The sequence below is a fragment of the Streptacidiphilus sp. PAMC 29251 genome (genome assembly GCF_054208735.2).
On record NZ_CM135725.2, the window covers coordinates 6,620,863 to 6,644,279 of the forward strand.

Below are 23,417 nucleotides of genomic sequence, written 5' to 3' on the forward strand. Positions count from 1 at the left end.
CAACTACTTCCGACGCGAGATCTTCGACCCCAACCACACCAGCGGATCGTACTTCCGGTCGACCGCCCGTTCCTTCAGCGGAATCAGCGCATTGTCCGTGATCTTGATGTGCTCCGGGCACACCTCGGTGCAGCACTTGGTGATGTTGCACATCCCCAGCCCGTGCTCCTCCTGCGCCGTCCGCTTCCGGTCCAGACCGGCCTCCTCCGCCGCGTCCAGCGGGTGCATGTCCAGCTCTGCCACCCGCATGAGGAACCGCGGACCGGAGAAGGACGGCTTGTTCTCCTCGTGGTCCCGGACCACATGGCAGGTGTTCTGGCAGAGGAAGCACTCGATGCACTTCCGGAACTCCTGCGAGCGGTTCACGTCCGCCTGCTGCATCCGGTACTCGCCCGGCTTCAGGCCGGCCGGCGGGATGAAGCTCGGGACCTCCCTGGCCTTGGTGTAGTTGAAGGACACGTCCGTCACCAGGTCCCGCAGCACCGGGAAGGTGCGCATCGGGGTGATGGTGACCGGCTCGTCCGGCGGCAGGGTGGACATCCGGGTCATGCACAGCAGCCGGGGCCGCCCGTTGACCTCGGCGCTGCACGACCCGCACTTGCCGGCCTTGCAGTTCCAGCGGACCGCGAGGTCCGGCGTCTGGGTGGCCTGGAGCCGGTGCACGATGTCCAGCACCACCTCGCCCTCGTTCACCTCGACCTCGTACGGTTCGAGTCCGCCGCCGGATGAGTCGCCGCGCCACACGCGGAAGTTGGCCTGGTAGCTCACTGCTCGGCTCCGTCCGGGACGTCGGCGTCTGTGGTGGTGCGCTGCTCGGGAACGTCCGCCGAGGGCAGTTCCGGCTCGGTGAGGTACTTCTTCAGTTCGCTGCTCTCGAACAGGTTGAGCAGGTCGGCCCTGATCGGCGGGTTGTCCTTGTGCTGCAGGCTGATCTGGCCCTCGGCCGAGGGCTTGTCGGCGATCGAGCAGATCAGGTTGACCTTGCGCCAACTGCTGTCCATCGCCGGGTGGTCCTCGCGGGTGTGGCCGCCCCGGCTCTCGGTGCGCTCCAGGGCCGCCCGGGCCACGCACTCCGAGACCAGCAGCATGTTGCGCAGGTCCAGGGCCAGGTGCCAGCCGGGGTTGAACTGCCGGTGCCCCTCGACCACGGCCCGTTCGGCCCGCTCCCGCAGCCCGGCCAGCCGCTGCAGCGCCTCCGCCATCTCGCCCTCCCGGCGGATGATGCCGACCAGGTCGTTCATGGTCTGCTGGAGCTCCTGGTGCAGGGTGTAGGGGTTCTCCACCGGGCCCTCGCCGTCCACCCCCTCGAACGGCGCCAGCGCCTCCGCCGCGGCGGCGTCGATCTGCTCCTGGTCGAGCTCGGGACGCTCGGCCAGCGCCGCCGCGTAGAGGGCCGCGTGCAGTCCGGCCCGGCGGCCGAAGACCAGCAGGTCGGAGAGCGAGTTGCCGCCCAGCCGGTTGGAGCCGTGCATCCCGCCGGCCACCTCGCCGGCCGCGTAGAGGCCGGGGACGGACGCGGCGGCGGTGTCGGGGTCGACCTCGACCCCGCCCATCACGTAGTGGCAGGTCGGGCCGACCTCCATCGGCTCGGCGGTGATGTCGACGTCCGCCAGTTCCTTGAACTGGTGGTGCATCGACGGCAGCCGGCGCCGGATCTCCTCGGCCGGGAGCCGGGTGGAGACGTCCAGGTAGACGCCGCCGTGCGGGGTGCCGCGGCCGGCCTTGACCTCGGAGTTGATGGCGCGGGCCACCTCGTCCCTGGGCAGCAGCTCGGGGGGCCGCCGGTTGTTGGCCTGGTCGGCGTACCAGCGGTCGCCCTCGGCCTCGGTCTCGGCGTACTGGGCCCGGAACACGTCGGGGATGTAGTCGAACATGAAGCGCTTGCCGTCGCTGTTGCGCAGCACCCCGCCGTCGCCGCGGACCGACTCGGTGACCAGGATGCCCTTCACCGAGGGCGGCCAGACCATGCCGGTCGGGTGGAACTGCACGAACTCCATGTTCAGCAGGTTGGCCCCGGCCAGCAGCGCCAGGGCGTGCCCGTCGCCGGTGTACTCCCAGGAGTTGGAGGTCACCTTGAAGGACTTGCCGATGCCGCCGGTGGCCAGGATCACCGAGGGCGCCTCGATGGTGAAGAACCGCCCCGACTCCCGCTGGTAGCCGAAGACCCCGCTGACCCGGTCGGCGCCCTTGGGGCTGCGATCCTTCAGCACCCGGGTGACGGTGTACTCCTGGAAGACCCGGATCCGGGCCTCGTAGTCGTCGTACTCCTTGAAGTCCTCCTGCTGCAGGCTGACGATCTTCTGCTGCAGGGTGCGGATCAGTTCGAGCCCGGTCCGGTCCCCGACGTGCGCCAGCCGGGGGTACTCGTGCCCGCCGAAGTTGCGCTGGGAGATCCGGCCGTCCTTGGTGCGGTCGAACAGCGCGCCCCAGGTCTCCAGCTCCCAGACCCGGTCCGGGGCCTCCTGGGCGTGCAGCTCGGCCATCCGCCAGTGGTTCAGGAACTTCCCTCCGCGCATGGTGTCGCGGAAGTGCGTCTGCCAGTTGTCGTCGGAGTTGACGTTGCCCATGCTGGCGGCGATGCCGCCCTCGGCCATCACCGTGTGGGCCTTGCCGAACAGCGACTTGCAGATGATCGCGGTGCGCATGCCCTGCTCGCGGGCCTCGATCGCGGCCCGCAGCCCCGCGCCTCCGGCACCCACCACGACCACGTCGTACGTGTGGCGCTCCACCTCAGTCATTCAGTTCAGTCCTTAGAAGAAGCGGGGGTCGGTGAAAGCACCGCTGGAGACCAGGTACACATAGAAGTCGGCGACCCCGACGCTGATCAGCGAGGCCCAGGCCAGCTGCATGTGGCGGGCGTTCAGCTTCCCCACGAAGTTCCACGCCCGGTACCGGACCGGGTGCTTGGAGAAGTGCTTCAGCCGGCCGCCGACGATGTGCCGGCAGGAATGGCAGGAGAGGGTGTACGCCCAGATCAGCACGATGTTGACGAGCAGCACCAGGGTGCCGAGGCCGGCGTGCCCCCACTGCCCGGCGGCGTTGCGGAAGCCCAGCACCGCGTCGAAGGTCAGGATCCCGGCGACCACGATGGCGAAGTAGAAGAAGTAGCGGTGGATGTTCTGCAGCACCAGCGGGAAGCGGGTCTCCCCGCTGTACTTGGCGTGCGGCTCGGCCACCGCGCAGGCGGGCGGGGAGGACCAGAAGGCCCGGTAGTAGGCCTTGCGGTAGTAGTAGCAGGTCATCCGGAAGCCGAGCGGGAAGATCAGCACGATCAGCGCCGGGGAGAGCCGCCACCAGCTGCCGAACAGCGCCCAGTCCGCGCCGCCCGGCATGGACGGGCAGTTGGCCGCGAGGCAGGGCGAGTAGAACGGCGAGACGTACGGGGCCGCGTAGGAGGTGTGCAGGCCCCAGAAGGCCCGCCAGGTGGAGTAGACGACGAACGCCAGCAGCCCCAGCCCTGTGGCGAGTTGGGGTACCCACCAGCGGTCGGTGCGCAGATGTCGCGCGGCGATGGACGCCCGCCCGGGGGAGTGGATCCCCCGTCCCGGCGGTTCTGGGCTGGACGGGGTCTCCGGTGGCCGGATCTCGGTCGTCACTCTGCTCTCTTCCTCCTGCTGGTAGCTGCCCGACCGCTCAGCGGTGACGGCAGCCGATTCCTTCGTCGTCGGCGTCGGTCCACATCGCCGGGTCGTACGGGGTGTCGGGGACGTCGACCATGGCCTGCGGCCGCGGCGCCCAGGCCGAAGCCGGCACGGCCGAAACCGGCACGGCCGAGGCCTGGGCCGGGACGGGCGCTGCCGCCACCGCGTCGCAGAGCAGGGCCAGGCTCTCCCGCAGGTGCACCAGGTCGGTCCTGACCCGTCGTACGTCGAGCCCGCTGCCGAGTCCGTCCTGCGCCGCGAGCAGCGCACGGTCCAGTGCCTCGAGGCAGCGCCCGGCCTCGACCAGGGGCGCGCCGTCCGGTGTAGAAGGAGTCGAGGGCATGACGATGCCACCTCCGCACGTACGTACTGATCAACATTTCTGATGTGCCGTCAGGCAGTGGTGCGGAAGCGAGTGTGTCCCCGATCACAGGCCGCTGGGAAGGGCTAGCGCAGGATTGGCGGGATTTCCCGGGCCCGCGGGGCCCCCGCGCGCCCTGCCCGCACCGCGACCGCTGCCCCGAACGGGTGACGCTGTCGGCCCCTGCAGCCGTGTCGGGCGCCCTGGGTTCGAGCGGTGCACTTCAGTGGTGGGGCGTCCCGTCCTAATAACCAGCAGATGTGCCTATATGTGCGCACGCGAAGGTATGAGGTCACTGTGTCCCGTCGCCCCCGCCCCTACGGCACGCTCGCCGTCGTCGCCTGCGCCGCCCTCGGGGTGACCCTCGCGGCCTGCTCCGGCGGCGGCGGTCCCAGCGCCAGGGCCGCCGACCTGGTCAAGGCCGACCGGGCCGCAGTGGTCCAGGGCGGGACCCTGCGCTGGGCCGTCGACGCCGTGCCGACCACCTTCAACGCCTTCCAGGCGGACGCCACCGACGACACCGCACTGGTCGCCTCGGCGGTGCTGCCGACCCTGTTCACCCAGGACGAGCACGCCGTCGCCAGCCCCGACCCGGACTACCTCAGCGGGGTCGAACAGACGTCCAAGAGCCCGCAGACCGTGGTCTACCACCTCAACCCCAAGGCGGTCTGGAGCGACGGCAAGCCGCTCTCCGCCGCCGACTTCACCGCCCAGTGGCACGCGCTCAGCGGCCAGGACCAGGCGTACTGGACCGCCCGCACGGCCGGCTACGACAGCATCGCCTCGATCAGCCAGGGGGCCACCCCGGCCGACGTCCAGGTGGTCTTCGCCAAGCCCTACGGGCCCTGGAAGGGCCTCTTCGCCCCGCTCTACCCGGCCGCCGCCACCAGCACCGCCACCGCCTTCAACGAGGGCTCGCGGACCCGGCTGGCGGCCGACGCGGGCCCGTTCACGCTGAAGTCCGCCGCGGCCGGCACGGTCACCGTGGTCCGCAATCCGCACTGGTGGGGCGCCCCGGCCAAGCTGGACGCCATCGACTTCACCGCGGTCGCCCCGGACGCCCGCACCGCCGCGCTGCGGGCCGGCAAGCAAGCTGGACGTCGCCGACCTCAGCCGCGCGGTCGAGGACGGCGGGGCGCCCGCCGAGGCGCAGGCCCGGGCCGTCCCCGGGATCGCCCTGCACACCGCCTCCGCCCCCGCCTACGTCCAGCTCACCCTGAACGGCGGCCGCGGCCCGCTGGCCGACCCGGACCTGCGCCGGGCCGTGGCCCAGGCGGTCGACCGGACCCAGATCGCCGACGCCGTGCTCACCCCGCTCGGCCTGCCTGCGGTGGCGCTCGGCAGCCATCTGGTGATGGCCGACCAGCAGGGCTACGAGGACGACAGCTCCGCCCTCGCCGCGGGCCCCGACAACGCGAGCCGGCACTTGGACGCGGCCGGCTGGAGCCTCGGCGGCGCCGTCACCGCCGCCAAGGGCGACGCGGCACTGCCGTCCGCCGGCGCCGGCGGCTCGCCGACATCGGGCTCGACCGCCGGCCCGACCGCGACCGCGACCGCGACCGCAGCCCAGAGCGCGGTCCCGAGCGCCGTCCCGGCCCTGGCGGCCCGTACCGTCCGGGCCAAGGACGGCCACCCGCTGGCGCTCACCCTGCTCACCCGGTCCGGCTCCGCCCTGGACGCCCAGGTGGCCGGGCTGCTCACGGCGCAGCTGGCGAAGGTCGGCGTCCCGGTCCAGGTCCGCGCGGTCTCCGGGGACTCCTTCTTCGCCGACCATGTCAGTTCGGGAGACTTCGATCTGGCCCTGTTCTCCTGGCCGGCCTCGCGCTTCCCGGTCGCCGACGAGGCGGCGCTGTTCAGCAAGCCCCAGGTGGGCCCGGACGGTGCGGCGGTGAACGGCCAGAACCTGTCCGGCACCGGCACCGACGAGGTGGACCGGCTGCTGGCCCAGGCGGCCTCCTCGCTGGACCCGGCGAAGGCATCGCAGCTGGTCAGCGCGGCGGACACGCGGATCTGGCAGGAGGCTCCCTCGCTGCCGCTGTTCCAGCGCCCGGAGCTGGTCGCGGTCCGCGCCGGCGTCGCCAATGCCGGGGCCTTCGGCTTCGCCGCCCCGCGCTTCCAGGACCTCGGCTTCACCCGCCAGTAGCCCCGACCGCACCCGTCGAAAGCCCCGAACCGGGCGGTAATGTGACGCGGGTCGCACGGTTGCGGAGGGTTGCGGCACCGGCGCGGGCGGTGCCGGTGCGCGCGGCCCCGTACCATGGAGGTAAGCCGTGGCATGTGGTGCCCGGCAGGTGGACCGGCGGCAGGTGGCGCGGAACGACTCGGGAGGGTCGGCGCATCGAGGCGGCCCACGCCTGAAAGTCGCCGACCACGCCCCACGACCCGGGAGATTCACCCCCGTATGCCCACGCGTAATGACATCCGAAACGTCGCCATCGTCGCCCACGTCGACCACGGCAAGACCACGCTGGTCGATGCCATGCTGAAGCAGGCGGGCGCTTTTGCCGCTCACCAGCACCTCGACGAGCGAATGATGGACTCGAACGACCTGGAGCGCGAGAAGGGCATCACCATTCTCGCGAAGAACACGGCCGTCAAATACCACCCCAAGGGTGGTGGCGACGTCGTGACCATCAACATCATCGACACCCCCGGCCACGCCGACTTCGGCGGTGAGGTCGAGCGCGGCCTGTCCATGGTCGACGCCGTCGTGCTGCTGGTCGACGCCTCCGAGGGTCCGCTGCCGCAGACCCGCTTCGTCCTCCGCAAGGCGCTGGACGCCGAGCTGCCGGTCATCCTCTGTATCAACAAGACGGACCGTCCGGACGCCCGGATCGACGAGGTCATCAACGAGACCTATGACCTGTTCCTCGATCTGGACGCCACCGAGGAGCAGATCGAGTTCCCCATCGTCTACGCCTGCGCGCGTGACGGTGTGGCCTCGCTCACCAAGCCCGAGAACGGCACCGTCCCCGCGGACAGCGACTCGCTCGAGCCGTTCTTCTCCACCATCCTGTCGGCCGTCCCGGCCCCGACGTACACCGAGGGCGCTCCGCTCCAGGCGCACGTCACCAACCTGGACGCGGACAACTTCCTCGGCCGGATCGCGCTCTGCCGGGTCGAGGAGGGCGAGCTCCGCAAGGGCCAGCAGGTCGCCTGGATCCAGCGCGACGGCACGATCAAGCAGGTCAAGGTCACCGAGCTGCTGATGACCGAGGCGCTCACCCGCAAGCCGGCCGAGTGGGCGGGCCCCGGTGACATCTGCGCGATCGCCGGCATCCCGGACATCATGATCGGCGAGACCCTGGCCGACCTGGAGAACCCGGTCGCGCTGCCGCTGATCACGGTCGACGAGCCGGCCATCTCGATGACCATCGGCACCAACACCTCGCCGATCGTCGGCAAGCACGGCAAGGGCCACAAGCTCACCGCCCGCATGGTGAAGGACCGCCTGGACCGCGAGCTGATCGGCAACGTCTCGCTCCGGGTGCTGCCGACCGAGCGTCCCGACACCTGGGAGGTCCAGGGCCGTGGCGAGCTGGCGCTGGCGATCCTGGTCGAGACCATGCGCCGGGAGATGTTCGAGCTGACCGTCGGCAAGCCGCAGGTGGTCACCAAGGAGATCAACGGCAAGCTGCACGAGCCGGTCGAGCGGATGACGATCGACGCCCCCGAGGAGTACCTGGGCGCGATCACCCAGCTCATGGCGGTCCGCAAGGGCCGCATGGAGACCATGACGAACCACGGCTCCGGCTGGGTCCGCATGGAGTTCGTCGTCCCGGCCCGAGGCCTGATCGGCTTCCGCACCCAGTTCCTCACCGACACCCGCGGCACCGGTATCGCGCACAGCATCTTCGAGGGCCACGAGCCGTGGTTCGGCGAGCTGCGGATGCGCAACAACGGCTCCCTGGTGGCCGACCGCGCGGGCGTCGTGACGCCGTTCGCGATGATGGGCCTGCAGGAGCGCGGCGTGATCTTCGTCGAGCCCACCACCGAGGTGTACGAGGGCATGATCATCGGCGAGAACTCCCGCGCCGACGACATGGACGTCAACATCACCAAGGAGAAGAAGCTCACCAACATGCGTGCTGCTTCCTCCGACACCACCGAGAACCTGGTGCCGCCGCGCAAGCTCTCGCTGGAGCAGTCGCTGGAGTTCTGCCGCGAGGACGAGTGCATCGAGGTCACCCCGGAGACCGTGCGGATCCGCAAGGTCATCCTGGACGCGCAGACCCGTGGCCGTAACCGCGGCCGCAACAAGTAGCACGTAGCAGGTAGGTCGCAGCAAGCGGGCCTGCTGCTCGTAGCCCGAACGCCGCTGGGCGGCACCCTTCCGGGGGTGCCGCCCAGCGGCGTTCGCGCGTTCGGAGCACATCACGCTGGGTAGGGGGCGACCGGTCGAGTGTCAGAGGCGGGTGATACGAATATCGGTGACAGGATGTCCGGTGACAGATCACTCTGTCCGTTTGATAATATTTGCACCCACCTGGCTACGTCCGGGTTGCGAGATATCTGTCGCGGGCGTGAGATCAAGCTGAGAAAGTCATTTGGTCATGAGCATCGTCGATGGTGACAGTCAGTAGTCTGAGGAGGCACGTCCATGCGTGGAGCCACGCACGCCAAGTTCGCCGTCGGAGCGATCGTCATCGCCCTTGCGGCCACTGCCTGCAGCAGCGGTAGCAGCAGTTCCGGCTCGGGCAGCTCCGGCGCCGCCAACGCCAGTGGTGTCGTGAACGCATGGTGGGGTGACCCGCAGAACCCGCTGATCCCGACCGACACCAACGAGGTGAACGGCGGGGCGGTGCTCAACATGATCTTCACGGGTCTGAAGTCCTACGACCCCAAGACCGCCAAGGCCGAGAACGCCAACGCCGAGTCGGTCACCTCCACCGACCAGCAGAACTTCACCATCAAGCTGAAGCCGGGATGGAAGTTCAGCGACGGCACCCCGGTGACCGCCAGCTCCTACGTGGACGCCTGGAACTGGGGCACCTACCTGCCCAACGCCCAGAACAACACCGACCCGTTCTTCACGGCGATCAAGGGCTACACCGACGTGCACCCGGCCACCGGCGCGCCGACGGCGAAGACCATGTCCGGGCTGAAGGTCGTCGACGACAACACCTTCACGGTGGCGCTCACCCACAAGTTCTCCACCTGGCCGGACACCCTCGGCTACTCGGCGTTCTACCCGCTGCCCAAGTCCTTCTTCTCCAACAAGGCCGCCTGGGAGAACAAGCCGATCGGCAACGGCCCATACGTGATCAGCTCCTGGGCCAGGAGCCAGCAGATGCAGCTGCGCCCCAACCCCACCTACTCGGGCGACCAGAAGCCCAAGAACGGCGGGATCAACCTCAAGGTCTACACCGACGCCAACGCCGCCTACGCGGACCTGCAGTCGGGGAACCTTGACGTCGACAACGGGCTGCCGAACGCCGCGCTGAAGACCGTCAAGACCGACCTGAACGGCCGTTACATCAACCAGCCGGCCGGCATCAACCAGACCATCTCCTTCCCGATGTACCAGGCCGCCTGGAACACCGCGGGGGCGAAGCTGGTCCGGCAGGGCCTGTCGATGGCGATCGACCGGCCGACGATCACCAAGCAGATCTTCAACGACACCCGCACCCCCGCCACCGACTGGACCTCCCCGGTCCTCGGCGACGCCGGCGGCTACAAGGAGGGGCTGTGCGGTGAGGCCTGCATCTACAACCCCACCAAGGCCAAGCAGCTGGTCACCCAGGGCGGCGGCATCCCCGGCGGCCAGCTGACCATCAGCTACAACGCCGACGGTCCGCACAAGGAGTGGGTGGACGCGGTCTGCAACAGCATCAACAACACCCTGGGCAACACCAAGGCCTGCGTCGGCAAGCCGGTGGGCACCTTCGCCGACTTCCGCAACCAGATCACCAAGAAGCAGGAGACCGGCGCCTTCCGTACCGGCTGGCAGATGGACTACCCGCTGATCCAGGACTTCCTGCAGCCGCTGTACTACACCGGCGCCGCGTCCAACGACTCGCACTGGACCAACAAGACCTTCGACTCGCTGGTCGACCAGGCCAACGCCGAGGGCGACACCACCAAGGCCGTCTCCGACTTCCGTACCGCGGAGCAGCAGCTGGTCACCGACATGCCGGTGATCCCGCTGTGGTACCAGAACGGCACCGCGGGCTGGTCCGCCAAGGTCAGCAACGTGACCCTGGACCCGTTCAGCGTCCCGGTCTACACCGACATCACCGTCAACAAGTAGTCGTCCGAACGCTGGCTGCTGTTAGACGACGCAGGGCGGCAGCCGGGAGCCCCACCGGGGCCCCGGCTGCCGCCCGGCCGACTCCCTGGAGGTTCCATGGGGCGCTACGTCATCAGACGACTGCTCCAGATGATCCCGGTCTTCATCGGGACCACATTCATCATCTTCGCGATGGTGCACGCTCTCGGTGACCCCGTGAGCGCGCTGTTCGGCGACAAGGCGCCCGACCCGGCCGTCGCCGCGCAGCTCCGGCAGTCACTCGGGCTCAACGACCCGTTGTGGGTGCAGTACCTGCACTACATGAAGGGGATCTTCACCGGGGACCTCGGCAACACCTTCAGCGGGCAGACCGTCACCAGCCTGCTGGCGTCGGCCTATCCGACCACGCTCAAGCTCACCGCGGTGGCCTTCACCATCGAGGTGGTGCTCGGCATCGGCCTCGGCCTGATCAGCGGGCTGCGCCGGGGGAAGTCCGTGGACACCCTGGTGATGCTGTTCACCCTGACCGTCATCTCGATCCCGGTCTTCGTGATCGGCTATGTGCTGCAGTACCTGCTGGGCGTGAAGTGGGGCATCGTCAACGCCACGGCGGGCTACGGCGCGCCGATCGGCGACCTGATCCTGCCCGGCTTCGTGCTGGCCTCGGTGTCGCTGGCCTACGTGGCCCGGCTCACCCGCACCACGGTCGCCGAGAACAGCAAGGCCGACTACGTGCGCACGGCGACCGCCAAGGGCCTGCCGCGGCGCCGGGTGGTCACCAACCACCTGCTGCGGAACTCGCTGATCCCGGTGATCACCTTCCTCGGCACCGACCTCGGCGCCCTGATGGGCGGCGCGCTGGTGACCGAGCGCATCTTCAACATCCAGGGTGTCGGCTACTGGCTCTACCAGGGCATCGTCCGGCAGAACACCCCGACCGTGGTGGGCTTCGTGACCATCCTGGTCGTGGTCTACCTCCTGGCCAACCTGCTCGTCGACCTGCTCTACGCGGTCCTGGACCCGAGGATTCGCTATGCATGACCAGCAGCCGGACAAGCCCGCCGGCGTCCCCGACGACTCCAACACCGAGCTCTCCAGCGCCTTCCCGGAGACCCCCACGCTGGGGGCGATGGGCGCGCAGCCGCTGCTCGACAAGGAGGACCTCAGCCGCACCCCGCCGCAGTCCGCCGAGGCCGTCGGGGTCACCGACCGCGAGGTCGCCCGCAGCCTGTGGCAGGACGCCTGGCGCGAGCTCCGCCGCAACCCGATCTTCCTGATCTCGGGCGTGCTGATCATCTTCCTGGTGCTGGTCGCGGTGTGGCCCGGTCTGTTCGACTCGACCGACCCGCTGAAGTGCGATCTGTCGAAGTCCCAGATGGGGTCGGCCTCCGGGCACCCCTTCGGCTTCGACACCCAGGGCTGCGACGTCTACGCCCGCACCGTCCACGGCGCCCGCGCCTCGATCACCGTCGGCGTGTTCGCCACGCTGGGCGCGTCGCTGCTGGGAACGGTGATGGGCGGCCTGGCCGGCTTCTTCGGCGGCTGGGTCGACGCGATCGTGTCCCGGATCGCCGACATCTTCTTCGGCATCCCGATCCTGCTCGGCGGCCTGGTCTTCCTCTCGGTCATCCCGAGCCAGTCGATCTGGGTGGTGGTCGGCTTCATCGTGGTGCTGGGCTGGCCGCAGATCGCCCGTATCGCCCGCGGCGCGGTGATCACCGCCAAGCAGCAGGACTACGTCACCGCGGCCCGCGCGCTGGGGGCGGGGAACAGCCGGCTGATGCTGCGCCACATCCTGCCCAACGCGCTGGCGCCGATCATCGTGGTGGCGACCATCGCCCTGGGCACCTACATCTCGCTGGAAGCGACGCTGTCGTACCTCGGCGTCGGCCTGAAGCCGCCGACGGTCTCCTGGGGCATCGACATCTCCGCCGCGGCGGACACCTTCCGCAACGCGCCGCACATGCTGCTCTTCCCGGCCGGCGCGCTGTGCATCACCATCCTGGCGTTCATCATGCTCGGCGACGCCGTCCGCGACGCCCTCGACCCCAAACTGCGCTGAGAGGCGGAAACGTGAGTACAGCAGTCTCCGCACGCGCGAGGACCGGCGACACCGAGGCGGCGCCGCTGCTGCAGGTCCGCGACCTGCACGTGGAGTTCCGCACCAGGGACGGCGTGGCCAAGGCCGTCAACGGGGTCAACTACAGCGTCAGGGCCGGTGAGACCCTGGCCATCCTGGGCGAGTCCGGCTCCGGCAAGTCGGTGTCCTCGCAGGCCGTGATGGGCATCCTGGACAGCCCGCCCGGGTTCGTCACCGGCGGCGAGATCATCTTCAAGGGCCGCGACCTGCTCACGCTCAACAACGAGGAGCGGCGCAAGGTCCGCGGCGCACAGATGGCGATGGTCTTCCAGGACGCCCTCTCCTCGCTGAACCCGGTCCACACCGTGGGCACCCAGCTCGGCGAGATGTACCGGGTGCACCGGGGCAGCAGCCGGAAGGACGCCAAGCTCAAGGCGATCGAGCTGATGGAGCGGGTCGGCATCCCGGCCGCCAAGGAGCGGGTGAACCAGTACCCGCACCAGTTCTCCGGCGGTATGCGGCAGCGCGTCATGATCGCGATGGCGCTGGCCCTGGAGCCCGACCTGATCATCGCGGACGAGCCCACCACCGCGCTGGACGTCACCGTCCAGGCCCAGGTGATGGAGCTGCTGCAGGATCTGCAGCGCGAGTACAACATGGGCCTGATCCTGATCACCCACGACCTCGGCGTGGTCGCCGACGTCGCGGACAAGATCGCGGTGATGTACGCCGGGCGGATCGTGGAGACCGCGCCGGTGCACGAGCTGTACGCGCGTCCGGCCCACCCCTACACCCGGGGCCTGCTGGACTCGATCCCGCGGCTCGACCAGAAGGGCCAGGAGCTCTACGCGATCAAGGGCCTGCCGCCCAACCTGCTGCGGATCCCGTCCGGCTGCGCCTTCAACCCCCGCTGCCCCAAGGCGCAGGAGATCTGCCGCGTCGAGGTGCCGCCGCTGCACGCGGTGACCGAGGACGACGGGCGCGTGCTGCCCGGCCGCGGCAGCGCCTGCCACTTCTGGAAGGAGACCCTCCATGGCTGACCTGCTGGTACCAGGTGGGAACACGCATGGTGAGCCGATCCTCCAGGTGCGGGATCTGGAGAAGCACTTCCCGCTGCACCAGGGCATCGTCTTCAAGAAGCAGGTCGGCGCGGTCAAGGCGGTCGACGGGGTCTCCTTCGACCTGAACCGGGGCGAGACCCTGGGCATCGTGGGGGAGTCCGGCTGCGGCAAGTCCACCCTGGCCCGGGTGCTGATGAACCTGGACCGGGCCACCGCCGGGCAGGTGCTCTACAAGGGCGAGGACATCTCCAAGGCGTCCGGCAAGGCGCTGAAGACCATCCGCCGCAACATCCAGATGGTCTTCCAGGATCCGTACACCTCGCTGAACCCGCGGATGACCGTGGGCGACATCATCGGCGAGCCGTACGAGATCCATCCGGAGGTGGCCCCCAGGGGCGACCGCCGCAAGGCGGTGCAGGACCTGCTGGACGTGGTCGGGCTCAACCCCGAGTACATCAACCGGTATCCGCACCAGTTCTCCGGCGGCCAGCGCCAGCGCATCGGCATCGCCCGCGGCCTGGCGCTCAAGCCGGAGATCATCATCGCGGACGAGCCGGTCTCGGCGCTGGACGTGTCGGTGCAGGCCCAGGTGATCAACCTGCTGGAGCAGCTGCAGGAGGAGTTCGACCTCTCCTACATGTTCATCGCGCACGACCTCTCCATCGTCCGGCACATCTCCGACCGGGTCGGGGTGATGTACCTCGGCCGGATGGTCGAGATCGGCAGCGACGAGGAGATCTACGAGCACCCGACCCATCCCTACACCCAGGCGCTGCTGTCCGCGGTGCCGGTGCCGGACCCGTCCGGGCGCGAGGGCCGGGAGCGGATCCTGCTCTCCGGCGACATCCCCTCGCCGGCCAACCCGCCGTCAGGATGCCGCTTCCGCACCCGCTGCTGGAAGGCGCAGGAGAAGTGCGCGACCGATGTGCCGCTGCTGGCCGTCCCCGAGGTCTTCCGGGGCCGGCCGACCCCGGCCGCACACGAGTCGGCCTGCCACTTCGCCGAGGACGTGGACATCGTCGGCGCGAGCTGACCCTCGCGGACAGCAGCGAGCCCCGTACACCCCGAGGGTGTGCGGGGCTCGCTGCTTGCCCATTCCCATGTGGTTCCTGAGGCATGCTCGCGTGTGGCGGAGGGGAAGCCTGGGGAAGATTCGCGTGCATTGTTGGGCCGCGGGGCGAGAATCTTCCTTTCTGGCACCACTGGACGGGGTGACGTGGCCCACGAGTTTTGCCCGGATCTCGTGACGCAGCGTAAAGTGTCCGCTGCGCGAGGGCACAATGCTCATATAGCGGACGGCTGAACCCGGACATAAGCGGGCGAAGCGGTCTCCGTAAAAGCACTGTCTCAAATAACGACTCGGCCCACTCCAGGGTCTGCGTTACGGAAACTTCATCAATGAGCCATAGTCACGCCGTCCATTGGACGTCATGATTTGGGTGCAAGTCGGCCTACAGGTCGACAGGCTTCGACGACTTCGCAAACCAGCTTGCGAACGGGCGGGACTGTCGCCACGGCACCTCCGGGGACCGGGCGCCTGAATGGACAAGGATGCGGGCATGGGGCGGTTTCTACTGCGGCGAGCGATCAACTATCTGATCCTCACCTTCCTCGCCGCGAGCGCCGTGTACTTCCTGGCCTCGTTCTACCTCAAGCCGGAGCTGAACTACATCAGCAAGCACCCGGCCCCGCCGATGAGCGCGGTGTACAACATCCTGCACGCGCAGAACCTGGACCCCCGGGTTCCGGTCTACGAGCGCTACTGGCACTGGCTGGGCAACATCGTGCTGCACGGCAACTTCGGGACCACCTACAACGGCGGCTCGGTCGCCACCGAGATGGGCCAGCGGATCTTCGTCAGCACCGAACTGCTGCTGGTGGCCACCATCCTGGGCTCGGTCAGCGGCGTCGGCGTCGGGGCCTGGAACGCGCTCCGGCAGTACCGCGCCTCGGACCGGTTCTCCACGATCGCCTCCTACACGATCATGGCGACCCCGACCGTGGTCATCGCGATCAGCCTGATGACCATCGACCAGTGGATCGGGACGCCGATCAAGTACATCGGGATGTACGACCCCAAGGTGCACGGTGTCTTCCCGATCATCCTGAACAACATGCAGCACCTGATCCTCCCGACCATCACGCTGTGGCTGATCCAGGTGACCCTGTTCAGCCGCTACCAGCGCAGCACCATGCTGGACGTGCTCGGCAGTGACTTCCTCCGCACTGCCAGGGCCAAGGGCCTGACGAGGCGCCAGGCGGTGGTCAAGCACGGTCTGCGCACCGCGGTCATCCCGGTGATGCCGCTGCTGGTCTACAACGTCGTCCTGCTCTTCACCGGGGCCACCTTCACCGAAAAGATCTTCGGTTGGCACGGCATGGGCGAGTGGCTGGTCGACTCGATCGGACAGAACGACGTCAACTCCGTCGCCGCGATCGGCATCTTCACGGCGGGCGTGGTGCTGGTCGCCGGTCTGCTCTCCGACATCATCTTCGCGGCCCTCGATCCTCGGGTGCGTGTCTGATCGCACGGAGACCGACCCCGACCGCCTGCCCCTTCCCGAGGAGAAGACCGAGATGACCACCCAAGCCCCGCCCGCAGCGCCCAAGGCGCGCAGGAGTCGCGGCCGCGGCGCGCTGGTGCTGCGACGCTTCCTGCGCAACCGGACCTCCATCGCCGGTATCACCATCCTGGTTCTGATGATCATCGGCGCCTATGTGCTGCCGCACTTCATGACCTGGAACTACACCGACAACGACTGGAACGCTCTGGGCACGGGGCCGGACTCGACCCACTGGTTCGGGACCAACCACCCGGGCCAGGACGTGTTCGCGCTGACCATGCGCGGTCTGCAGAAGTCGCTGATCATCGGCCTCATCGGCGGCCCGCTGACCACGGTGATCGCGGCTCTGGTCGGGGCCTTCGCCGGCTACTTCGGCGGCTGGATCGACCGGGTGCTGATGTGGGGCCTGGAGCTGCTGCTGGTCATCCCCTCGTTCCTGCTCCTGGCGATCGTCGCCCCCAAGCTCACCAGCGGCACCTGGCTGTTCTTCGTGCTGCTGCTGGCGATCTTCGGCTGGATGATCACCGCCCGGGTGGTCCGCAGCATGACGCAGACCCTCAAGGACCGCGAGTACGTGCTGGCGGCGAAGTACATGGGCGTCAGCCCGCTGGTGATCATCGTTCGGCATATCCTGCCGAACGTCGCCTCGATCCTGATCGTGGACGCGACGGTGCAGGTCGGCACGGTCGTCCTCGGCGAGACCTCGCTCTCCTACTTCGGCTTCGGCATCCAGGCCCCGGACATCTCGCTGGGCACGCTGATCGCCGACGGAACGCCGGACGCCACCACCTCGCCGTGGATGTTCTTCTTTCCGGCCGGCTTCCTGGTGCTGATCGGTCTGTGCGTGGCCTTCGTCGGCGACGGTCTGCGCGACGCCTTCGACCCCACCGCCGCCGGGGCCAAAGCCCGGGTGAAGGCGATCAAGGTGACCCTGCCCAACCAGGTCGAGGACAACTCGCCCGCAGACACAATCAGCAACACCGGCGTCCGTGCCGAGGAAGGCCTCCCCTCATGAGCTACACCACCCCGCCAGTTCTTGAGGTCAGTGACCTGCGGGTGTCCTTCCCCAGCGAGGCCGGCATGGTCCAGGCCGTGCGCGGGATCGACTTCTCGCTGCGGGCCGGGGAGACCCTGGCCATCGTCGGTGAGTCCGGCTCGGGCAAGTCGGTGACCGCGACCGCGGTGCTCGGCCTGCTGCCGGAGAGCGCCCAGGTGAGCGGCTCGATCCGGCTCGAGGGCAGCGAGCTGATCGGCCGTACCGACGCGGAGATGTCCAAGATCCGCGGCAAGGACCTGGGCATGATCTTCCAGGACCCGCTGTCCGCGCTGACCCCGGTCTACGCCATCGGCACCCAGATCATCGAGGCGCTGCAGATCCACCAGCGGGGCCTCAGCGACGGCGACGCCCGCAAGCGCGCCCTGGAGCTGATGGACCTGGTCGGCATCCCCGACGCCAAGCGCAGGATCGACGGCTTCCCGCACGAGTTCTCCGGCGGTATGCGGCAGCGCGCGGTGATCGCCATGGCGATCGCCAACGACCCCAAGGTGCTCATCGCCGACGAGCCCACCACTGCCCTGGACGTGACCATCCAGGCGCAGGTGCTGGAGGTGATGAAGACCGCTCAGGAGGTCACCGGGGCCGCGATCCTGATGATCACTCATGACCTGGGCGTGGTGGCCGGTGTGGCCGATCGGGTGACCGTGATGTATGCGGGCAAGCCGGTCGAGGCCGGGACCGCGGACGAGATCTTCTACCAGCCGCGGATGCCCTACACCATCGGTCTGCTGAGCGCCGTGCCGCGCCTGGACATCGGCGGCAGGAAGGCGCTCACCCCGGTGGAGGGCAACCCGCCCTCGATGGTCGAACTGCCCACCGGCTGCCCCTTCCAGGCTCGCTGCCCGATTGCCATTGACATCTGCCGGACCGTCGAGCCCGAGCTTGTCCAGGTCACCGGTGCCGGCGAGCTGCGCAGCGCCTGCCACCGCTCCGGTGAGATCGGCGCGGGGCTGCCCCGCGAGGAGATGTTCCCGACCCCGGTCATCCCCACGTGGGAGGGCGAGGCCGACCGCAACCTGCGGCCCGAGGTGCTCCGGGTGGACAACCTGGTCAAGCACTTCCCGCTGATGAAGGGCGCGGTGTTCAAGCGCAACGTGGGCACGGTCAAGGCGGTTGACGGTCTGACCTTCGACATCCGCGAGGGCGAGACCTTCGCCCTGGTCGGCGAGTCCGGCTGTGGCAAGACCACGACCCTGCTGGAGATCCTGGAGCTGCCCACCAAGCAGGTCGGCTCGGTCACCGTGCTCGGCAAGGAGACCAAGAGCCTCAACGGGCGGAGCCGCCGCGCGATCCGCCGTGACCTCCAGGTCGTCTTCCAGGACCCGATGGCCTCGCTGGACTCCCGGATGCCGATCGGCGACATCCTGGCCGAGCCGATGCGGACCCACGGCTGGAAGCGGGACCGGGTCCAGGCCCGCACCCCCGAGCTGCTCAAGCTGGTCGGACTGCTGCCCGAGCACGCCGAGCGCTACCCGACGGAGTTCTCCGGCGGCCAGCGCCAGCGCATCGGCATCGCCCGCGCCCTGGCCCTCGACCCCAAGCTGATCGTCCTGGACGAGCCGGTCTCGGCCCTGGACGTCTCCATCCAGGCAGGTGTGATCAACCTGCTCGACGAACTGAAGGCCAAGCTCGGCCTCAGCTACCTGTTCGTCGCCCACGACCTCTCGGTGATCCGGCACATCGCAGACCGCGTCGCGGTCATGTACCTCGGCCGGATCGTCGAGTTGGGTGAGGCCGAGGCTGTCTTCGAGCAGCCCTCGCACCCGTACACCCAGGCACTGCTGTCGGCAGTGCCGCTTCCCGATCCGCACAAGGAGCGGGAGCGGCGAAGGATCCTGCTCACCGGCGATCTGCCCAGCCCGGCGGACGTCCCCTCGGGGTGCAGGTTCCGGACCCGTTGCCCCAAGTACATCGGGCTCTCCGAAGGGGAGGCCGAGCGGTGCCGGACCGAGGACCCGGAGTCCCAGGCCATGGCAGCCGACCACACGGCCGCCTGCCACTACGCGGCGGCGCTCGAAGTCGTCTGACCCCCATCGGTCCGCCGACCACGGCGGCCGCACGGCAACACGCAGTCATTGATTACTGACACTCACGGGAGGACCCGCCTTGTCTCGCAACTCCGTCAAGATCGCCACAGCTATAGCGCTGTCCGCAGGTCTGGTTCTCAGTGCCTCGGCTTGCAGCAGCAGCGGTGGCAGCAAGAAGAGCGCGCCCCCGGCCAAGCAGCTCGTGGCCACGAACAACCAGATCAACCCGGTTGATGTGAGCAAGCTCAAGCAGGGCGGCACTCTGAACTTCCCGGTGGACCAGTACTCCACCCAGTGGAACCTGCTGAACGCCGACTCCCAGAACGAGCTGTCGATCCTCAACACCCTGCAGCCGATGATGCCGCAGCTGTTCAATGTCTCGGCCGACAACAAGCTGACGCCGAACCCGGACTACCTGGCCGGCGTCACCAACAGCACGGTGGACGGCAAGCAGGTCACCAAGTACGAGCTCAACCCCAAGGCGAAGTGGTCCGACGGCACACCGATCACCTGGAACGACTTCAAGGCCAACTGGACGGTCCAGAGCGGCAAGAACTCCAAGTACAACGCGACCACCACCTCCGGGTACTCGCAGATCGCCAGTGTCGTTCAGGGCAAGGACCAGTTCGAGGCCATCGTCACCTACACCTCGCCCTACGCCGACTGGCAGGGGCTGTTCCTGCCGTTCTACCCGGCCTCGCAGATGACCTCGGTCGACGCCTTCAACAACTCCTACAAGGGCAAGATCCCGCTCACCGCCGGCCCGTTCAAGCTCGGCTCGATGAACCCGACCACCAAGGTCGTCTCCGAGGTTCCCGACCCCAACTGGTGGGGCGCCAAGCCGGTCCTCTCCGGGATCAACTTCCGTACGCTGGATGCGGCTTCCGAGCCCGGCGCGTTCGCCTCCGGTGAGATCGACCTGACCGACATCGGCCCGCAGCCGTCTGCCTACAAGGCTGCCAAGGGCGTGGCCGGCTCCTCCATCCGCATCGCCGGCGCACCCAACCTGCGCCAGATGCTGCTCAACGGCCAGAGCCCGCTGCTGACCGACCAGAACGTGCGCCAGGCGATCTTCAGCGCCATCAACCGCACCGCCATGGGCCAGTCCGACCTGAGCGGCCTGCCCTGGGCGATCAAGCCGCTGAACAACCACTTCCTGGTCAACAACGCCAACGGCTACAAGGACAACGCGGGCGCCCTCGGCACCTACGACCTGGCCGGCGCCAAGGCGAAGCTGGCCGCGGCCGGCTGGACCGCCGGCTCCGACGGCATCCTGGCCAAGGGCGGCAAGAAGCTCGAGCTGAGCATGGTCATCCCGGCCGGTACGCCGATCGCAACCAACGAGGCCAACCTCACCACCTCGATGCTGAAGGCTGTCGGCATCAAGGTCGACACGGTGGTCAAGGACTCGGACAGCTTCTTCCCCGACGTCAACGCCGGCAAGTTCGACATCACGGTGTTCAGCGGCATCGGCGCCATCCCGTACTTCCCGATCAGCAACTCGCAGGCCAGCTTCCAGTCGCCGGTCAAGGGCAACATCGGGCAGAACTTCTCGCGTCTCGGCAGCCCCGAGGTCGACAGCGACATGGCGAAGGCCGCGACGGACCTGGACCCGACCCAGTACCTGACCGACGTCAACGCCGCGGACACGGCGCTGTGGCAGCTCGCGGTGAACCTGCCGCTGTTCCAGCGTCCGCAGATCGTGGGCACCAAGGCGACGCTCGCCAACTACGGCGCCTTCGGCTTCCAGAGCACTGACTGGACGAAGGTCGGCTTCACCAAGTAGCACCTGACACAACCGGAAGGACCCCCGAGCCAGTGGCTCGGGGGTCCTTTCTTCGTGCCGGCCCGGAGGTGGAGTCAGTCGAGGGTGATGGTGCGGTCGCCGTTGGGCTTGCTGATCAGCTTGGTCAGCGCCGCGGCCACGTCCTTGGCGGTGACCGGGCCGAGGACGCCGTTGTGCTTGGTCTCGACGTGGTCGAAGGCGGTGCCGTAGGCCTGCTTGAGCTGGGTCAGGTCGAAGACCGGGACCAGCTTGCCGGTGGCGTCGGGACGCAGGGTCAGCGCCTTGCTGAAGGTGATCTTGCCGAAGAGCTGGCTGGCGCCCTGGACCCGGACGGTGAAGGTGCTCTTCTCCGCCCACTTGCCGATCGACTTCGCGGCGGCGCTCACCGCGGCCGCGGAGGCCTTGGGCTCGCTGGTGGTCACCGGGAGGGTGATCGGGTGGTCCGGCAGGCCCGCGGCACGCTCGTTGTAGGCGTTGTTGACCATCGCGACCGAGGTGGTGACGTCCAGTGACTTGCCGGGCTGCGGAGCCACCGTGAGCACATTGCCGTCCGCGTCGAAGTGGACGTAGCCCTCCTTGGCGCTGCCGGCGCCGCTGCCGGCCAGCATCTGCAGCGCGGAGCGGAGCTTGTCCTGGTCGATCCGCACCACCGGGGCGACCGGGTGGTCGCCGCCGAACAGCGAGCCGACCACGTCAACCGGGTTGTAGCTGTGGTGGGCGACACCCTGCACGGTCTCGTTGGTGTCGATGCTGAGACCGGCCACGGAGGTCTTGAGCAGCACGGTACGGCCGCCGATCACCAGCTGCAGCGGCTTGGTGGCCTCCACCCCGACGGTGCTGTCCAGGGCGTGCACGGCGGCGTCACGGGTGTCGCCGCCGATGTTCTGGCCGAGCACGGTGGTGCCCTTGGGCACGTCCGCCTGATTGAGCATCAGGCCGGCGCCGTAGCTGACCCCGGCCACCAGGGTCAGCAGCACCAGGCCGCTGACCAGCATCTTGCGGCTCTTGGCGGCGGCGCCGCCCTTGCGCTTGGCGGCCGCGGCGGGCTTGGCGGCGGCCTGGGCCTCCGCTCCGCCCTCCTTGCGCGGGGGCGCGCCGACGCCGCCGGTGCCCCCGGCGAAGCCGTCGCTGACCTGCGGTCCGACCGGACGCGGCCGGGGCGGGGTCGCCTGCGCGGCGGCCTGTGCGGCAGCGGGGCCGCCGCGCGGGCTGGGACGGGGGGCCCGGGGCGGGCGCGGGGCGGTGGGGGCCTGCTGCGCGGCTGCCTGAGCGGCGGCGGCCTGAGCGGCGGCCGGGCCCTGGGGCCCTGCCTGCTGTCCGGCCTGGGTCGGGGCGGGCCTGACCGAGCCGGGGGCCTGCTGGGCCTGGGCCTGGGGCATGGTCTGGGGTGCCGGGTCGCGGACCGGGGCGAGCGGCATGGTGGTGTCCAGCGGGTCCAGCGGCGGGGCGAGGTCGGGGCCGCCGACGATCAGGCCGCTGTTCATCCCGGTGGGACGTCCGCCGCTGCCGCCTGCTGGGCGGGGCGGGGCCGCGGGCGGCTGGAACTGCTGCTCGGGCTCGACCACACCGTAGGGCTGCTGCTGGTAGACCGGCTGGCTGTAGGGCTGCTCGTAACCGGGCTGCTGGTCGTAGGCGGGCTGCTCGAAGCCGGGCTGGGGCTGCTGCTCGTAGCCCTGCTGCTGGTAGCCGGGCTGCGGGTAAGCGGGCTGCTCGTAGGCCGGCGGTGCGACCGGTGCGACCGGTGCGACCGGCGGGGGCGTGGGAGCGGGCGCCGGGGCAGGCGCGGGCGCGGGTCGGGGCGTCGGCGCGGGCTCGGCGACGGGGGCCGGGGCCGCGGCGGCCGCGGGCTGGCCCTTGCGGCGCGGGGCGAACCAGGTGCTGGGCGGCTCGGCCTCGGCGCCGGCCGGCTCGGCGGCCTCGGCGGACGGCCCTGGGCCGCCCTGCTCCGCGGTCCGCCACTCCATCGGCAGGTCCGGCATCGGCGCGGTGCTGTTGGCCGAGTCCATGACCCCGATCACCGGCGAACTGCCGGTGCCGGAGCGGTGCCTCGGCCCGCTCGGGGCGGGCGGTTCGGCCCCGGCGGCCTGGTCCTCGGCCATCTCGGCGGCCTGGGCCCCGCTGCCCTCGGCCCCTGGCATGGGGCTGCGGACCACGACCGGCGGGATCGGCCGGGAGCCGGGGATGTTGATCCTGATGCGCGTGGTGAGCGTGGTCTCGGTACGGGGTTCCTCCGCCGGTGGCTCCTGCGGGGTGCCGCCCTGCTGGCCGGCGCGGGAGAACGCGGGATCGCTCGGCATCCCGTAGGGGGGAGTCCCCGAGGGATACGCGTCCGCACCCGGGCGGGGCGGGTTCGGCGAAGAACTGTCAGTTTCTCGGCTCACTACGTCTGCTCCGGTTCGCCCCTTCGCCCCGAGGGCGAGGGTGCGGTTGTGGATCGTCGGTCCCGCGCCGGGAGCGCGGTGGGCGGACAGCGCCTCAGGAGGTCATGCCTGGCCATGCCCGACATGCCTCAGGAAGACAATGGAGCCTCCGCCACCTGGGGCAGGTGCCTGCGGGCATCCTCGCGCCGCCGACACCACCCCCGTGTGTTGGGGCACCACCTTACTGGCCC

At 69.2% G+C, this 23,417-nt stretch carries 17 protein-coding genes and 1 pseudogene; 12 read left to right on the top strand and 6 right to left on the bottom strand.

Translation table 11 applies throughout. The features are described from left to right. Positions 1-3: 3 nt before the first annotated feature. The 5 genes from ACXKR8_RS31670 to ACXKR8_RS31690 form a co-directional block, all read right to left on the bottom strand. The gene (locus tag ACXKR8_RS31670) at positions 4-768 is read right to left on the bottom strand and encodes a succinate dehydrogenase/fumarate reductase iron-sulfur subunit (protein WP_458267991.1); all 765 of its coding nucleotides are present in this window, start codon (positions 766-768) and stop codon (positions 4-6) included. Next, positions 765-2,738, bottom strand: coding sequence for a fumarate reductase/succinate dehydrogenase flavoprotein subunit (locus ACXKR8_RS31675; RefSeq protein ID WP_458267992.1), 1,974 nt, complete (start codon positions 2,736-2,738; stop codon positions 765-767). Before ACXKR8_RS31675 ends, ACXKR8_RS31670 begins: the two co-directional genes overlap by 4 nt. 12 nt (positions 2,739-2,750) lie before the next feature. Continuing rightward, positions 2,751-3,536 carry a hypothetical protein gene (locus ACXKR8_RS31680; RefSeq protein ID WP_458275127.1) on the bottom strand — a complete coding sequence of 262 codons (786 nt, stop codon included), beginning with the start codon at positions 3,534-3,536 and terminating at the stop codon, positions 2,751-2,753. Between the two features lie 97 nt (positions 3,537-3,633). Next, a complete protein-coding gene (locus tag ACXKR8_RS31685; RefSeq protein WP_458267993.1) occupies positions 3,634-3,984 on the bottom strand; it encodes a hypothetical protein in 351 nt (116 codons plus the stop codon). 335 nt (positions 3,985-4,319) lie between these two features. After that, complete coding sequence (locus ACXKR8_RS31690; protein ID WP_462099928.1) at positions 4,320-4,562, bottom strand: hypothetical protein; 243 nt, start codon at positions 4,560-4,562, stop codon at positions 4,320-4,322. A 79-nt stretch (positions 4,563-4,641) separates the two neighbouring features. Between ACXKR8_RS31690 and ACXKR8_RS31695 the strand changes: the two are divergent. From ACXKR8_RS31695 to ACXKR8_RS31750, 12 genes and pseudogenes are all read left to right on the top strand, one after another. Next, a pseudogene (locus tag ACXKR8_RS31695) lies at positions 4,642-5,031 on the top strand (ABC transporter substrate-binding protein); the annotation flags it as partial. Positions 5,032-5,095: 64 nt separating this feature from the next. Then, entirely contained in the window at positions 5,096-6,145 is a 1,050-nt protein-coding gene (locus ACXKR8_RS31700; protein ID WP_462100708.1) for an ABC transporter substrate-binding protein, read from the top strand. A gap of 258 nt (positions 6,146-6,403) precedes the next feature. After that, a complete protein-coding gene (typA, locus tag ACXKR8_RS31705) occupies positions 6,404-8,266 on the top strand; it encodes a translational GTPase TypA (RefSeq protein ID WP_458267995.1) in 1,863 nt (620 codons plus the stop codon). A gap of 336 nt (positions 8,267-8,602) precedes the next feature. Further along, positions 8,603-10,252, top strand: coding sequence for a peptide ABC transporter substrate-binding protein (locus tag ACXKR8_RS31710; protein WP_458267996.1), 1,650 nt, complete (start codon positions 8,603-8,605; stop codon positions 10,250-10,252). Between the two features lie 96 nt (positions 10,253-10,348). Next, positions 10,349-11,272 (top strand): ABC transporter permease, encoded by a 924-nt coding sequence (locus ACXKR8_RS31715; protein ID WP_458267997.1) that lies wholly within the window; start codon positions 10,349-10,351, stop codon positions 11,270-11,272. Beyond that, positions 11,265-12,293, top strand: coding sequence for an ABC transporter permease (locus ACXKR8_RS31720; RefSeq protein WP_458267998.1), 1,029 nt, complete (start codon positions 11,265-11,267; stop codon positions 12,291-12,293). The genes ACXKR8_RS31715 and ACXKR8_RS31720 overlap by 8 nt, the downstream gene beginning before the upstream one ends. A gap of 11 nt (positions 12,294-12,304) precedes the next feature. Continuing rightward, positions 12,305-13,351 (top strand): ABC transporter ATP-binding protein, encoded by a 1,047-nt coding sequence (locus ACXKR8_RS31725; protein ID WP_458267999.1) that lies wholly within the window; start codon positions 12,305-12,307, stop codon positions 13,349-13,351. Further along, on the top strand, positions 13,344-14,405 hold the full coding sequence (locus ACXKR8_RS31730; protein WP_458268000.1) for an ABC transporter ATP-binding protein: 1,062 nt from the start codon (positions 13,344-13,346) through the stop codon (positions 14,403-14,405). Before ACXKR8_RS31725 ends, ACXKR8_RS31730 begins: the two co-directional genes overlap by 8 nt. 526 nt (positions 14,406-14,931) lie before the next feature. Further along, positions 14,932-15,897, top strand: a complete 966-nt coding sequence (locus tag ACXKR8_RS31735) for an ABC transporter permease (protein ID WP_458268001.1) — start codon at positions 14,932-14,934, stop codon at positions 15,895-15,897. After that, positions 15,890-16,951, top strand: a complete 1,062-nt coding sequence (locus ACXKR8_RS31740; protein WP_458268002.1) for an ABC transporter permease — start codon at positions 15,890-15,892, stop codon at positions 16,949-16,951. Before ACXKR8_RS31735 ends, ACXKR8_RS31740 begins: the two co-directional genes overlap by 8 nt. Further along, positions 16,948-19,020 (top strand): ABC transporter ATP-binding protein, encoded by a 2,073-nt coding sequence (locus tag ACXKR8_RS31745; RefSeq protein WP_458268003.1) that lies wholly within the window; start codon positions 16,948-16,950, stop codon positions 19,018-19,020. Before ACXKR8_RS31740 ends, ACXKR8_RS31745 begins: the two co-directional genes overlap by 4 nt. Positions 19,021-19,222: 202 nt before the next feature. After that, positions 19,223-20,806 carry an ABC transporter family substrate-binding protein gene (locus tag ACXKR8_RS31750; protein ID WP_458268004.1) on the top strand — a complete coding sequence of 528 codons (1,584 nt, stop codon included), beginning with the start codon at positions 19,223-19,225 and terminating at the stop codon, positions 20,804-20,806. A 74-nt stretch (positions 20,807-20,880) separates the two neighbouring features. Here ACXKR8_RS31750 and ACXKR8_RS31755 read toward each other — a convergent pair whose 3' ends face one another. Next, positions 20,881-23,103, bottom strand: coding sequence for a hypothetical protein (locus tag ACXKR8_RS31755; RefSeq protein WP_458268005.1), 2,223 nt, complete (start codon positions 23,101-23,103; stop codon positions 20,881-20,883). Positions 23,104-23,417: the final 314 nt, after the last annotated feature.